Source organism: Kitasatospora sp. NPDC001095 (assembly GCF_053598615.1).
Window position 1 is genome coordinate 86146 of the sequence record NZ_JBSFKQ010000010.1, and the last position, 13821, is coordinate 99966.

Sequence of the window (13821 nt, forward strand, 5' to 3'; positions counted from 1 at the left end):
TCTCCGCGAACTGTCGTACGGCCGTGGCTACTTCTTGGTGGTGCAGTGGCCGCGCGCCTCGTCGAAGCTCTGCCCGGCCGCCTGGCAGTACTCCTTGACGTTGGCGTAGTGCTCCTTGCTCGTCTCGGCGAACCGGGTGTCGGTCGGGGACATCGCGATGAAGTACAGCCACTTCCCGTCCGCCGGGTGCAGCACCGCGCTGAGCGCTTCGTCGCCGGGGTTGGAGATCGGCCCGGGCGGCAGGCCCGGGTTGATGTAGGTGTTGTACTTGTTGGCCGCGTCGTCCATGTCCTTCTTGTCGAGCTCCTTGCGGTTCAGCGAGTACTGGAGCGTGGTGTCCATGCCGAGCCGGTGGTTGATCTCGCCGCCGGCGGCCAGCCGGTTCTGGATGGTCTTGGCCATCTTGGCGAAGTCCCCCGGGTTGTTGCCCTCGCGCTGGAGGATGCTCGCCTCGATGAGCACCTCGTAGCCGGTCTTCAGGCCCACCGAGGCGGCCTGGGCGTCCAGGCCCGCGTACTTCTCGGTGGCGTTCTTCACCATCTGCTTGAGCAGGTCCTCGGGCTTCATGCCCTCGGAGACGTTGTAGCGGGTCGGCCAGAGGAAGCCCTCGATGTTGCCGTTCGCGTACGGCGGCAGGCCGAGGTCGTTGACCTGGGCCTTGGCGACGCCCGCCGTGGTGCCCGGCTGCAGCTTCAGCTTGGTGTCGATGAGGGTGTAGATCTCGGTGGAGTTCTTGCCCTCGGGGACGACGATCGCCGCGCCGCCCGCCTGGGCGAGCAGTTCCTTGAGCGCGGCGGCGGCCGGCATCTCCTTCTTCAGCTGGTAGTAGCCGTACTGGACGGTGTTGCACTTGGGCTCGGCCTTGCACGCCTCGCTGTACGCGTCGACGCTCTTGACCACGCCGGCGTTCTTCAGCACCAGGCCGATCTGCCCGGCGACCGCGCCCTTCTTGACCTCGATCTGGACGGAGCCGGTGCCCTCGCCGGTGAAGTCCGGCGCCGGGCCGAAGTGGTCCTGGTAGAAGCCGTAGCCCCACCAGCCGGCCCCGCCCATGGCGCCGAGCAGCACCAGGGCGACCAGCAGGCAGGCGCCGCCGTTGCGGCGGCCCGACTTCTTGCCCTTCTCCTTGCGCTTCTTCTGGGCCTCGCGGGAGTCGTCCTGCTCCCCGAGGAAGCCGGCCTCCGCGGCCTCGGCGTGCTCGTCGGGGTAGCCGGCGTCCTCGTGGCGGCCGTCCTCGTGGCCGTCCCGCTCGTCCGTGCCGCCCTCGTGCGCGGCGCCGACCGGATCGGCGCCGGCTTCCAGCGCGGCGGCCTCGGCCTCCCAGTCGATCCCGTCCGGGCCGGGGCCGGAGGCCGGCGCGGGCTCCGGGGCGGGCTGCTGCCTGGCCCGACGGCGCGGCGCCTGCGGCTGCTGGGACGGCTGCTGCTGCGGGACCTGTTGCTGGGGCGACGGCTCCTGCTGGACCTGCTGCTGGGGGAACTGCTGCTGGGGCGCCTGCTGACCACCGGGGAAGCCCTGCTGCGGGTAGCCCTGCTGCGGCATCTGCTGCTGGGGCTGGGGCGCCTGCTGCTGCGGGTAACCCTGCTGCATCGGCTGCTGCGGCTGCTGCATCGGCTGCGCGTACCCCTGCTGGGGGTAGCCCTGCTGCGCCATCTGCTGCGGATAGCCCTGCTGACCGCCCGGGTAGCCCTGCTGCGGCATCTGCTGCTGGGGCATCTGCTGCTGGTAGCCCTGCTGCGCCATCATCTGCTGCTGCGCGTACCCCTGCTGCACGTCCCCGTACGGCTGCTGGACCGGCTGGCCCTGCTGCGGGTACTGCTGCTGCCACTGGCCGTCCTGCTGGCCGGGGACCGGCTGCCGGCCGTCGTACCCGGGATCACCGGGGTGCCACGGCTCGCCCTGGGGGTTGTAGCCCCCACCCAGATCGGTCATCGATCCCCTTAACCGACGGTGACGACCGGAGGATCGAACCGGCCGTCCGGGACGACGCCGTCCCGGCTGAATCTCGAACCGGCGTGCTAGCGCAGCGCCTGGAGGGAGACGTTACCGTACCGCAGCCTTACCCCCGCCGGGCGCCCGCGCCGTCGGTGGACGATCTCACCGGCGGCGCACAGCTCCGTCACGGCGTCCCCCCACCGGCGCCGGAGGGCGCCCCGGCTCCGCCCGCGGCCCCCGGCCCCGAGGCCGCCGGGGAGTCCGGGCCGGCAGGCGTGCCCGATGCCGGCGTGCCCGAGGCCGGGGCGCCCGAGGCCGGGGCGCTCGACTTGGCCGTCGCCCGGTTGGCGTTGAACTCCGCCACGTTGCGTTGCTGCACGTCGAAACTGTCGGTGAAGCGGGTGTCCCCCGGCTTCACGGTGACGAAGTACAGCCAGTCCCCCGGCGTCGGGTCCAGCGCTGCCATGATCGCCTGCCGCCCGGGGTTGGAGATCGGGCTCGGCGGCAGCCCGGGGTGCAGGTAGGTGTTGTACGGGGAGTCCAGCCTGGTGTCGGTCACCGAGGTGTTCAGGGTCGAACGGCCGAGCGCGTAGTTGATGGTGGAGTCCAACTGCAGGGGCATGCCCCTGGCCAGCCGGTTGTAGATCACCCGGGCCACCTTGCCCATGTCCTCGGTGTTGTCGGCCTCGCCCTGGACCAGGCTGGCCACGGTGACCAGCCCGTACACGCTCTGCCCCAGGTTCTGGGCGACCACGGTGGAGTCGTCCCGGCTGAACTCCTTGCCGGCCCGCTCCACCATCTGCTTCAGCAGGTCGATGGCGGTGGTGCCCTCGGTGACGCTGTACGTCGCCGGGAACAGGTAGCCCTCCGGGCTGCCGTTGGTGAAGTCCGGCAGGCCGAGTTCGGCGCCCTGCTCCTGGGCGGTCCGCTGGGCGGTGCCCGGGGGCAGGTTCAGCTTCTTGTCGATGGCCTCGTAGATCTGATAGCCGCGCCAACCCTCGGGAATGGTCAGGCCGTTGGCGTTGGCCGGGTCGATCAGGACCGCCAGCGCCGCCGCGGCCGACATCTTCAGCTTCAGTGTGTACGTCCCCGGCTGGATCCGCCCGGCCGCGGCCGCGCTGCCCTTCGCGGCCCGGGTGAAGGCGAGCGAGCTGGCCACCACCCCGTTGCGGACCAGCGCGGACGCGATCTGGGACAGGCCCGCGCCCTCCGGCACCGAGACCTGCACGCTGCCGGTGCCCTGCCCGGCGAAGTCGGCGGCGGCCGGGGGCCTGCGCTGCGCCTGGACCCAGGTGTACCCGGTCAGCCCGATCCCACCGAACACCGCGATCAGCGCGAAGGCGGTGAGCCCGCAGGCCAGTCCGTCGCGCCGACGGTGCGGATCCGGCGCATCGAAGCGCGGACGGGGCGCACCCGGCGGGCGGCCCTCCGGCTCCAGCACCGGCGCACCCAGGTGCCCGGGGGTGAGCCCTGGGTGGAAGTCCTGGTCGGTCATGACTCGCGCCCCTTCGGCGGTCCCGAACCGGTCCGGATCGATGCGGACCGATCCGGACCGGACAGGGAAACGAACGAGAAGGGGCCCGTGCGGACGCGTCCGCACGGGCCCCTCGACGGGACGTTAGACCAGGCCGGTCAGCCGACCGCCTCGACGCTCTCACCGGGCGGGCGTCCGCTCACCCGTTCGGACTCAAGGGCGGTCTGGAGGATCACCACCGCGGCGGCCTGGTCGACCACCGAGCGGCCCTTCTTCGCCTTGACCCCGGACGCGCGCAGCCCGTGGGTCGCGGTGACGGTCGACATCCGCTCGTCCACCAGCCGCACCGGCACCGGGTAGACCCGGTTGGCCAGCCGGGCCGCGTACGCCCGGACCTTCTCCGCCGCCGGGCCCTCCTTGCCGCTGAGCGAGCGCGGCAGGCCGACGATCACTTCCATCGCGCCGTACTCGTCGACGATGGCGGCGATCCTGGCCTGCGACTTCACCCCGGCCGGGACGGTCTCCACGGGCGTGGCGAGCACCCCGTCGGGGTCGCAGGACGCGACCCCGATCCGGGCGTCCCCGACGTCGACGGCGATCCGCCGCCCACGCCGGAAGGGCCTCTCCTCCTGCTCCATCAGCTGGCGCGCTCCGCGACCAGACCGCGCACCGCGGCGATGGCCTCGCCGACCGCGGCCGGGTTGGAGCCGCCGCCCTGGGCGACGTCGTCCTTGCCGCCACCGCCGCCGCCGAGGGTCTTGGCGGCGGTGCGGACCAGCTCGCCGGCCTTGATGCCGCGGCCGCGGGCGTCCTCGTTGGTGGCGATCACGGTCAGCGGGCGGTCGTTCGCCACGGTGAAGGCGGCGACCACGGCCGGGCGCGAGCCCAGGCGGCCGCGCACGTCCAGGACCAGCTTGCGCAGCTCGTCCGCGCCCACGCCGTCGGCGACCTGAGCGGCGACCACGGCGATGCCGTGCACGTCCTCGGCCGAGTCGGCCAGGCCCGCCGCGGCGGCCAGCACCTTCTCGGCGCGGAAGCGCTCGATCTCCTTCTCGGCGTCCTTGAGCTTGGCGAGCATGCCCGAGATCTTCTCCGGCAGCTCCTCCGGGCGGCCCTTGACCAGCTCGGTGAGCTGGGAGACCACGGTGTGCTCACGGGCCAGGAAGCGGTACGCGTCGGAGCCGACCAGCGCCTCGACGCGGCGCACGCCGGAGCCGATCGAGGACTCGCCGAGCAGCTTCACCAGGCCCAGCTGGGCGGTGTTGCCGACGTGGGTGCCACCGCACAGCTCCTTGGAGAAGTCGCCGATGGTGACGACCCGGACCTCGTCGCCGTACTTCTCGCCGAACATCGCGATGGCGCCGGCCTTGCGGGCCTGGTCCATCGTCATGACCTCGGCGGTGACCTCCAGCTCGCGGCCCAGCACGTCGTTGATCTTCTGCTCGACGTCGACCAGCACGCTGCCGGGGACGGCGGCGGGCGAGCCGAAGTCGAAGCGGAAGCGGCCGGGGGCGTTCTCGGAGCCGGCCTGGGCGGCCGTCGGGCCGAGCGCGTCGCGCAGCGCCTGGTGGGTCAGGTGGGTGGCCGAGTGGGCGCGGGCGATCGCCCGGCGGCGCTCGGTGTCGATCGTGGCGTACGCCGAGGCGCCCAGCACGACCTCGCCGAACAGCACCCCGCCGGAGTGCACGATGACGCCCGGCACGGGCTGCTGCACGTCGCGGATCTCCACCACCGCGCCGGACTCCAGCCGGATCCGGCCCTGGTCGGCGAGCTGGCCGCCGCCCTCGGCGTAGAACGGGGTGCGGTCGAGGATGATCTCGACCTCGTCGCCCTCGGAGGCGGCCGGCGAGGGAACGCCGTCCACCAGCAGGCCGACCACGGTGGCCTCGCCCTCGGTGAGGGCGTAGCCGGTGAAGACGCTGGCACCGGACTTGTCGGCGACCTCGCGGTACGCGGCGACGTCGGCGTGGCCCATCTTCTTGGCCTTGGCGTCCGCCTTGGCGCGGTCCCGCTGCTCCTGCATCAGGCGGCGGAAGCCGGCCTCGTCCACCTGGAGGCCCTGCTCCTCGGCCATCTCCAGGGTGAGGTCGATCGGGAAGCCGTAGGTGTCGTGCAGCTTGAACGCCTGCTCGCCGGAGAGCACCGCGCCGCCGGACTGCTTGGTCTCGGTGACCGCGACGTCCAGGAGGTTGGTGCCGGCCTTCAGGGTCTGGAGGAAGGCGGCCTCCTCGCCGACGACGACCGTCTCGATGCGCTTGCGGTCGGCCTCCAGCTCGGGGTACTGCGGGGCCATCGCCTTGATCGCGACGTCGATGAGCTCCTTGGCCACCGGCTCGGTGGCGCCCAGCAGGCGCATGTTGCGGATGGCGCGGCGCAGGATGCGGCGCAGCACGTAGCCGCGGCCCTCGTTGCCCGGGGTGACGCCGTCGCCGACCAGCATCAGCGCGGTGCGGATGTGGTCGGTGACCACGCGCAGCGAGACGTCCGACTTGTGGTCGGCGCCGTAGCTGTGGCCGGTGAGCTCGGCGGCGCGATCGAGGATCATCCGGCTGGTGTCGATCTCGAAGAGGTTGTCGACGCCCTGCAGGACGGCGGCGAGGCGCTCCAGGCCGAGGCCGGTGTCGATGTTCCTGCTCGGCAGGTCGCCGAGGATCTCGAAGCCGTCCTTCCCGTCGCCGTGGCCGCGCTCGTACTGCATGAAGACCAGGTTCCAGATCTCCAGGTAGCGCTCGCCGTTGACGGCCGGGCCGCCCTCCTCGCCGTACGCGGGGCCGCGGTCGTAGTTGATCTCCGAGCACGGGCCGCACGGGCCGGGGACGCCCATCGACCAGAAGTTGTCCTTCATGCCCAGGCGCTGGATTCGCTCGGAGGGCACGCCGATGACGTCACGCCAGATCTGCTCGGCCTCGTCGTCGTCCTTGTAGACGGTGATCCAGAGCTTCTCCTTCTCCAGGCCGTAGCCACCGTCCGCGACGGGGCTGGTGAGCAGCTCCCACGCGAACTTGATGGCTCCTTCCTTGAAGTAGTCGCCGAAGGAGAAGTTGCCGCACATCTGGAAGAAGGAGCCGTGCCGGGTGGTCTTCCCGACCTCCTCGATGTCCAGGGTGCGCACGCACTTCTGGACGCTGGTGGCGCGCGAGAACTGCGGCTTGACCTCGCCCAGGAAGTAGGGCTTGAACGGCACCATGCCGGCGTTGACGAGCAGCAGGGTGGGGTCGTCGGCGACCAGGGACGCCGACGGAACGACGGTGTGGCCGCGCTCCTCGAAGAAGCGCAGCCAGCGGCGGCGGATCTCAGCCGACTCCATTATTGGTCCTTCCGGTTCGGGGTGCCGCCCCGCGGCGGCAGGGCACGGCGGGGCGTTTCTTCAGTGGTCTGGGGGGTGGTACGGGCGCCGTCGGGTACGGAACGGGCGCGGGACGGAGGCAGGGCGGCGGCCGGGCTACCGGGCGCCGCCGAGATAGCTCGGTACTGCGGCTCCCCGCGCAGGACCCGGCGGGCCCCGCGGGGCTCCGCCACGGCGGTGCCGTGCAGCCCGAGGTCGTCCTTCAGCTGCTCCTCGCGCTCGGCCATTCCGGCCCTCACGTCCTGGGCGAACTGCTTGGCCAGGTCCCCCAGGTGCAGCGCACCGCGCGCGGCGGTGCCGGAGAGGCTGTCCGGGGTGAGCCGCTGCGCGGCCTCGTTGGCCTTCTTCATGGCCCAGACGGTGGCGCCGGCGCCGACCGCCATCCAGAAGACGCGTCCCATGCCGTCAGCCCCTCACCGCACGCCGGACCCGGGAGAGCAGGCCGGTCCTGGGCGCGGTCGCGGCGCGCACCTCGGCCCGGATCAGCCGGGCCAGCTCCTCGCGCTCGCCGACCTGCGACGGCACCGGCGGCAGACCGCCCTGCTGCCGCGCGACGGCCTTGCGCACGCCGTAGCTGAACGCCGCGACCTTGACCAGCGGTCCGCCCAGGGTGGCGGCCACGGTGGAGGAGAGCGCGTTGGCGTTGGCGGCGGCGTCCTGCACGTTGGCGGTGATCTCGTCCACCCGCTCCAGCTGCTGGTTGGCGCTGCGCACGGCGGTGCCCGCGTCGGTCAGCAGCGGGACGGCCTGTTCGGTCACCGCGGAGACCAGGACGGCGGCCTCCTTGAGCACCCGGGAGAGGCGGACCAGCACCACGGCGAGCAGGGTGACCAGGACCGCCCAGAACACGGCGACGAGCAATCCGGCCAGCTCTCCCACGGACACCTTGCGCGCTCCCTCGCCTTGCAGTTCTTCAGACGGAACCCTATCGCGCCCACGCCTGATTCCCGGACCGGGTTCTCTCCCCGGCGATCCGGTCGGATGTGCGATCCGCGCGCGTAACCTACCGGCCGGTCACCTCGTTCTGCCTGGCAGGCCGTCGCCCGTACGGCCCTACGCGCGTCCGGACCCCGGCGGTCCGGCCTGGAGCACGGGGAGCAGCCTTTGGCCGGGGACCGGAGAGCACAGCCCTGGGAGCCCGCGGCGGGACCGCACGGTCCTGAGCCCGGCCGGCTGCCGGCCGAGGTGACGGCCTTCGTCGGGCGGCAGGACGAACTGGCCGAGCTGACCGGCCTGCTGGCCTCGGCCCGGCTGGTGACCGTCACCGGTCCCGGCGGCGTGGGCAAGAGCCGGCTGGCGCTGCGCGCGGCGGCGCGGGCGGCCGGCGCGTTCCCGGACGGCACCTGGCTGGTGGACGTGGCCCCGGTGCAGGACGGGCTGCTGCTCGGCGACGCCGTCCTGGAGGCGCTGCGGTTCGCCGGCGGCACCGCCCGTCCGCCGCTGGACGTCCTGACCGAGCGGCTGGCCGGCCGGCGCCTGCTGCTGGTGCTGGACGGCTGCGAGCACCTGGTGGAGGCCTGCGCCGACCTGGCCGACGCGCTGCTGCGGGCGCTGCCCGGCCTGCGGCTGCTGACCACCAGCCGCACCGCCCTGCGGGCCTCGGGCGAGCACCTGCTCGCCCTCGCGCCGCTGCCGGTCGACCTCGCGCCGCCCGGCCCGGTGCGGCCGGGCGCGCTGCCGGACGCGGTCCAGCTGTTCGCCGACCGGGCCCGGGCGGTGCTGCCGTCCTTCGAGGTGACGGAGGCCAACGCGGAGGCGGTCGCGCTGCTCTGCCGCCGGCTGGACGGCCTGCCGCTGGCCGTGGAGCTGGCCGCCGGGCGGCTGCGCGCGCTGTCCGTGGAGCAGGTCACCGCCCGACTGGACGACCGCTTCCGGCTGCTCATCGGCGGCTCCCGGACGGCCCTGCCCCGGCACCGGGCGCTGCGCACGACGATCGGCTGGAGCCATGAGCTGTGCACTGTGCAGGAACGTTTACTCTGGGCCCGCCTCTCGGTCTTCGTCGGCGGCTTCGACCTGGAGGCCGCCGAGTACGTCTGCGCCGGCGAGGGCATCGAGGCCGAGGAGGTGCTCGACCTCCTGGACGAGCTGGTCGCCAAGTCCGTCGTCCTGAGCGGGGACAGCGCCTTCGGCGTGCGCTTCCGGCTGCTGGACTCCCTGCGCGAGTACGGCGGCCAGTGGCTGCGCGCCGCCGGCGAGGAGCAGCGGCTGCTGCGCCGCCACCGCGACTGGTACCTGGGCGTCGCCACCTGGGGCGAGGCCGAGTGGTTCGGCCCCCGGCAGGCGGAGACCGCCGAGCGCACCGCGCTCGCCCACGCCAACCTCCGCGCGGCGCTGGAGTACTGCCTCGGCGAGCCCGGCGAGGAGCAGATCGCCCTGCTGCTGGCCGCCACGCTCTGGTTCTACTGGGTCGGCTGCGGCCACCTCGACGAGGGCCGGCACTGGCTGGACCGCGCGCTCGCCCTGGACCGCGAGCCGACCGACGTCCGGGCGAAGGCGCTCTGGGTCACCGGTCACCTGGCCGTCCTCCAGGGCGACCTCGGCTTCGCCCGACCGGCACTGGAGGACTGCCGCCGCCAGGCGCTGAACACCGGCGACGACCGGGCCCTGGCCTACGCCGTCCACCGCCAGGGCTGTGTCGCGCTGGTCGGCGACGACCCCGACCGGGCCGCCGAGCTGTTCGAGGAGGCGCTCTGGCACTACCGGACCATCGGCGAGCTCAACAGCAACGTGGTGATGGCCATGTTGGAACTGGGCCTGGCCTACCTGTTCCAGGGCGACCCGGACAGCGGAGAGCTCTGGTTCCGCCAGGCCCGCGAGCTGTGCGAGGAGCACGGCGAGCAGTGGGCCTACGGGTACGTGCACTACGCGATGGCGTACTCGCACTGGCTGGACGGCGCCGTCCAGCCCGCCCGGACGCTGGCCCGGGAGTGCGTACGGCTGCACCACCTCTTCCACGACCTGCTCGGCCTCGCGCTGGGCGTCGACCTGCTGGCGCTGCTGGAGACGGAGCCGGGCAGACCGGGCGAGCCGGGTGACCTGCGCGAGGCCCGGGTGCTGCAGGGAGCCGCGCACCGGCTCTGGCGCACGGTCGGCAACCCGTTCCTGGGCTCGCGGAGCTTCTTCGGCCCGCACCAGGAGTGCGCGGAGCGGGCCCTGGCCGGGCTGACCGCCCAGGAGTACGAGGACTGTTACGAGGCCGGCACCCTGCTGGACCTGGACGCGGCGGTCGTCCGGGCGCTCGGCGGCGGGGGCTCGGCGCCGGCCCCGGGCACCCGCTCGGCGCTGCCCGCGTCGGCGCCCTCACCGGCGCGGAATAGTTGAAACTTGCCGATTGCTTGAGGAGGCAAGTAACCGCCCGGAAGGAACACCATGGCCGTCAACAACGCCGCCGACGAGTACCGCATGGCGAAGTTCTACTTCGACTCCAAGGCCTACACCGACGCGGCCCGCATGCTCGAAGGCGTACTGGCCGAGGAGCCGACCAACCTCTCCGTCCGGCTGCTGCTGGCCCGCAGCTACTTCCACTCGGCCCAGCTGCGCCGCGCCGAGGCCGAGCTGCTGCGGATCCTGGAGGCCGACCCGGCCGAGGACTACGCCCGGCTGATGCTCGGCCGCACCCTGGAGCGCCAGGGCCGCGCCGAGGAGGCCCGCCCCCACCTGCGGCTGGCCGCCGCGATGACCGGCGAGAGCATCTGACGCGGGCGGGAAAAGGGGCGAGCCCCCGTCGCCTCGGAAGGCGACGGGGGCTCGCTGGTGTTCGCGAAGAGCGAAGCCGGGTCAGCGCGAGTAGTACTCGACGACCAGCTGCTCGTCACAGATCACCGGGACCTCCTTGCGCTGCGGCGCACGGTCCAGGCGGAAGGCCAGGGCCTTCAGGTTGACCTCGAGGTACTTCGGGGTCTGGCCCTCACCCGCGTAGCCACCCTCACGGGCGACCTGGAAGGGGACCTTCTCCTTGCTGCGCTCGCGGACGGTCACCACGTAGCCCGGCTTCATCTGGAACGACGGCTTGTTGACCTTGCCACCGTTGACCTCGATGTGGCCGTGGACGACCATCTGGCGGGCCTGGTAGATGGTGCGGGCGATGCCCGAACGCAGGACCAGGGAGTCCAGACGGGTCTCCAGGTCGGCGACGAGCGCCTCACCGGTCTTGCCCTCGGCCTTCTTCGCGCGGTCGAACGCGCGCGCCATCTGCTTCTCGCTCAGGTCGTACTGAGCGCGCAGACGCTGCTTCTCGAGCAGACGGACCTTGTAGTCCGAGTTCTGCTTGCGGCCACGGCCGTGCTGGCCGGGCGGGTACGGGCGGGCCTCGAAGTACTTGACGGACTTCGGGGTCAGCGGCACACCGAGCGCGCGCGCGATCTTGACCTTGGGACGCTTCTGGTTCGCCATGAACCAAACCTTCCTTGCTTACGAATACGGCTTCACCAGGTGTTGACGGAGGTCGCATGTCGCGACCCGGAGAAAACCCCGCCGCCTGCGCGATGGGATCAGCCGCTCTCCGGAGCCGGGCACGGAAGTGCTGGTCACACGGACGGACCCGGGAACCCGGGCCGCCCGCGACACCGGTGACGGTGCGCGACGCTCCTGGTGCGGGCCTCCCGGAGGAGGCCTACCGCCGATGCCCCGCTGGTGCGGCCGGTCGGTGGGGTCTCCCCCGCCGCCGTCCCGGGACATGGCACTCCGACGAAGTATACCGGTGGATCACTCGCCCTTTTCCCCGGGCTGCTCCTCGGGCTTCCTCCCGTCCTTCTTCTCCGCCCTGCGCTCCCCCCGCAGCCGCCCGCGCGTCCACTCCACCACGTCCGCGTACCGGGCCTCGCCGCCGCGCCTGGTCGGCTGGTAGTACTCCTTGCCGTGCACCGCGTCCGGCGCGTACTGCTGGGCGGCGATGCCCTCCGGCAGGTCGTGCGGGTACCGGTAGCCCTTGCCGTGGCCGAGCTTGCCCGCGCCGCCGTAGTGGGCGTCCCGCAGGTGGGACGGGACGGCGCCGGCCAGGCCCTGCCGGACGTCCGCCAGCGCCGCGTCGATCGCCAGGTAGGCGGCGTTGGACTTGGGCGCGAGGGCCAGCGCGATGGCCGCCTGGGAGAGGATGATCCGGGCCTCCGGGAAGCCGATCAGGGCCACCGCCTGGGCCGCCGCCACCGCCGTCTGCAGGGCCGTCGGGTCCGCCAGGCCGACGTCCTCGCTGGCCGAGATCATCAGTCGGCGGGCGATGAACCGCGGGTCCTCCCCCGCCTCGATCATCCGGGCCAGGTAGTGCAGGGTGGCGTCCACGTCGCTGCCGCGGATCGACTTGATCAGCGCGCTGGCCACGTCGTAGTGCTGGTCGCCGTCCTTGTCGTAACGCACCGCCGCGTGGTTGACCGCCGTCTCGGTGAGGGCCAGCGTGATGCTCGGCTCACCCTCCTCCAGCGCCGCCCCGGCCGCCGCCTCCAGGGTGGTGAGCGCCTTGCGGGCGTCCCCGCCGGCCAGGCGCACCAGGTGGTCCTCGGCCTCCGCGGACAGTTCCAGCGCGCCCTCCAGGCCGCGCTCGTCGGCCACCGCGCGGCGCAGCAGCGCCCGGATGTCCTCGTCGGTCAGCGACTCCAGGGTGAGCAGCAGCGAGCGGGACAGCAGCGGGGAGATCACCGAGAAGTACGGGTTCTCCGTCGTCGCCGCGATCAGGGTGACCCACCGGTTCTCCACGGCCGGCAGCAGAGAGTCCTGCTGGGCCTTGGAGAAGCGGTGGATCTCGTCCAGGAAAAGCACCGTCTCCCGGCCGGACATCCCGACCGCCCGCCGGGCGCCGTCGATCACCGCCCGGACCTCCTTGACCCCGGCGGTGATCGCGGACAGTTCCACGAAGCGGCCCTCGACGGCCTGGCTGATCACGTGCGCCAGGGTGGTCTTGCCGGTGCCGGGCGGCCCCCAGAGGATCACCGAGCTGGTCGCCGCCGGGCCGCGCGAGCCCGCGACCAGCCGGCGCAGCGGCGAGCCTGGCTTCAGCAGCTGCCGCTGCCCGGCCACCTCGTCCAGGGTGCGCGGACGCATCCGTACGGCCAGGGGCGCCCGGCCGGGCTCCCTGGTCTGGCGTTCCTCGGCTGCGGCGGTGAAGAGGTCCGGTTCGTCCACACCGGAAGCCTATGCGAGGCCCCGGACAGCCCGGGCCGCTACTCCAGCGCGGCGGCGTGGTCCGGGACGTACTTCTGCAGGTCACGCGGGGGGCGCTGGTAGCCGCGCGACGCGGGGCGGCGCGGCAGCCTGATCTGCGGGACCTTCGTCTCCTGGTACGGCACGGTGGACAGCAGGTGGGCGATCATGTTGATCCTGGCCCGGCGCTTGTCGTCGCTCTCCACCACGTGCCAGGGCGAGTCCGGGACGTCGGTGTGGAGGAACATCTCGTCCTTGGCCCGCGAGTAGTCCTCCCAGCGGGTGATCGACTCGACGTCCATCGGGGAGAGCTTCCAGCGCTTCATCGGGTCCGCCAGCCGGTCCCGGAACCGCCGCTCCTGCTCGGTGTCGCTCACCGAGAACCAGTACTTGCGCAGCAGGATGCCCGACTCGATCAGCATCCGTTCGAAGGTCGGGCACTGGTGCAGGAACTGCCAGTACTCGTCGTCGTCGCAGAAGCCCATCACGCGCTCGACGCCCGCGCGGTTGTACCAGCTGCGGTCGAACAGCACGATCTCCCCGGCGGCCGGCAGGTGCTCGACGTAGCGCTGGAAGTACCACTGGGTCTTCTGCCGCTCGGTCGGCGTGGGCAGCGCCGCGACCCGGGCGATGCGCGGGTTCAGGTACTCCGTCACCCGCTGGATCGCTCCGCCCTTGCCCGCCGCGTCACGCCCCTCGAAGACCACCACCAGCCGGGCGCCCTCGACCCGCACCCACTCCTGGAGCTTCACCAGCTCCTGCTGGAGCCGCAGCAGCTCCCTCTCGTACGGCCTCTTGGCCAGCTTCTCCGGCTTGCCGCTGCGCTGCTGCTCGGCCACCCTCGGGTCCTCCGTTCGGTCGAATGCTGATGCGCACTCACCGTAGGCGCCGCTGGCCGGATCCGCAGGTCGGCGGGGCCGTGGCGACCGGGGCG

Annotated in this window: 11 protein-coding genes; 2 read left to right on the forward strand and 9 right to left on the reverse strand. The window is 72.5% G+C overall.

Features of this window, described 5'->3' with window-relative positions; genetic code table 11:
* Positions 1 to 27: 27 nt before the first annotated feature.
* The 6 genes from mltG (ACWDBB_RS12125) to ACWDBB_RS12150 all read right to left on the reverse strand — a co-directional run bounded on the left by mltG (ACWDBB_RS12125) (position 28) and on the right by ACWDBB_RS12150 (position 7640).
* Positions 28 to 1932, reverse strand: coding sequence for an endolytic transglycosylase MltG (mltG, locus tag ACWDBB_RS12125; protein ID WP_449789479.1), 1905 nt, complete (start codon positions 1930 to 1932; stop codon positions 28 to 30).
* A 187-nt stretch (positions 1933 to 2119) separates the two neighbouring features.
* Positions 2120 to 3430 carry an endolytic transglycosylase MltG gene (gene mltG / locus ACWDBB_RS12130; RefSeq protein WP_449789480.1) on the reverse strand — a complete coding sequence of 437 codons (1311 nt, stop codon included), beginning with the start codon at positions 3428 to 3430 and terminating at the stop codon, positions 2120 to 2122.
* A 137-nt stretch (positions 3431 to 3567) separates the two neighbouring features.
* Complete coding sequence (ruvX, locus tag ACWDBB_RS12135; RefSeq protein ID WP_392874730.1) at positions 3568 to 4047, reverse strand: Holliday junction resolvase RuvX; 480 nt, start codon at positions 4045 to 4047, stop codon at positions 3568 to 3570.
* Positions 4047 to 6716, reverse strand: a complete 2670-nt coding sequence (gene alaS, locus ACWDBB_RS12140; protein WP_449789481.1) for an alanine--tRNA ligase — start codon at positions 6714 to 6716, stop codon at positions 4047 to 4049. The genes ruvX and alaS overlap by 1 nt, the downstream gene beginning before the upstream one ends.
* Positions 6716 to 7156, reverse strand: a complete 441-nt coding sequence (locus ACWDBB_RS12145; RefSeq protein WP_402406532.1) for a DUF6167 family protein — start codon at positions 7154 to 7156, stop codon at positions 6716 to 6718. Before ACWDBB_RS12145 ends, alaS begins: the two co-directional genes overlap by 1 nt.
* 4 nt (positions 7157 to 7160) lie before the next feature.
* Positions 7161 to 7640 (reverse strand): DUF948 domain-containing protein, encoded by a 480-nt coding sequence (locus tag ACWDBB_RS12150; protein ID WP_449789482.1) that lies wholly within the window; start codon positions 7638 to 7640, stop codon positions 7161 to 7163.
* A 300-nt stretch (positions 7641 to 7940) separates the two neighbouring features.
* Here ACWDBB_RS12150 and ACWDBB_RS12155 point away from each other — a divergent pair, with 300 nt between their 5' ends.
* Positions 7941 to 10076 carry an ATP-binding protein gene (locus ACWDBB_RS12155; protein ID WP_449789483.1) on the forward strand — a complete coding sequence of 712 codons (2136 nt, stop codon included), beginning with the start codon at positions 7941 to 7943 and terminating at the stop codon, positions 10074 to 10076.
* A gap of 48 nt (positions 10077 to 10124) precedes the next feature.
* A complete protein-coding gene (locus ACWDBB_RS12160) occupies positions 10125 to 10451 on the forward strand; it encodes a tetratricopeptide repeat protein (protein WP_449789484.1) in 327 nt (108 codons plus the stop codon).
* A gap of 81 nt (positions 10452 to 10532) precedes the next feature.
* Here ACWDBB_RS12160 and rpsD read toward each other — a convergent pair whose 3' ends face one another.
* The 3 genes from rpsD to ppk2 all read right to left on the reverse strand — a co-directional run bounded on the left by rpsD (position 10533) and on the right by ppk2 (position 13726).
* On the reverse strand, positions 10533 to 11147 hold the full coding sequence (gene rpsD / locus ACWDBB_RS12165; protein ID WP_030056230.1) for a 30S ribosomal protein S4: 615 nt from the start codon (positions 11145 to 11147) through the stop codon (positions 10533 to 10535).
* A gap of 312 nt (positions 11148 to 11459) precedes the next feature.
* The gene (locus ACWDBB_RS12170) at positions 11460 to 12869 is read right to left on the reverse strand and encodes a replication-associated recombination protein A (RefSeq protein ID WP_449789485.1); all 1410 of its coding nucleotides are present in this window, start codon (positions 12867 to 12869) and stop codon (positions 11460 to 11462) included.
* 38 nt (positions 12870 to 12907) lie between these two features.
* Positions 12908 to 13726, reverse strand: coding sequence for a polyphosphate kinase 2 (gene ppk2 / locus ACWDBB_RS12175; RefSeq protein ID WP_449789486.1), 819 nt, complete (start codon positions 13724 to 13726; stop codon positions 12908 to 12910).
* Between the last annotated feature and the right edge of the window lie 95 nt (positions 13727 to 13821).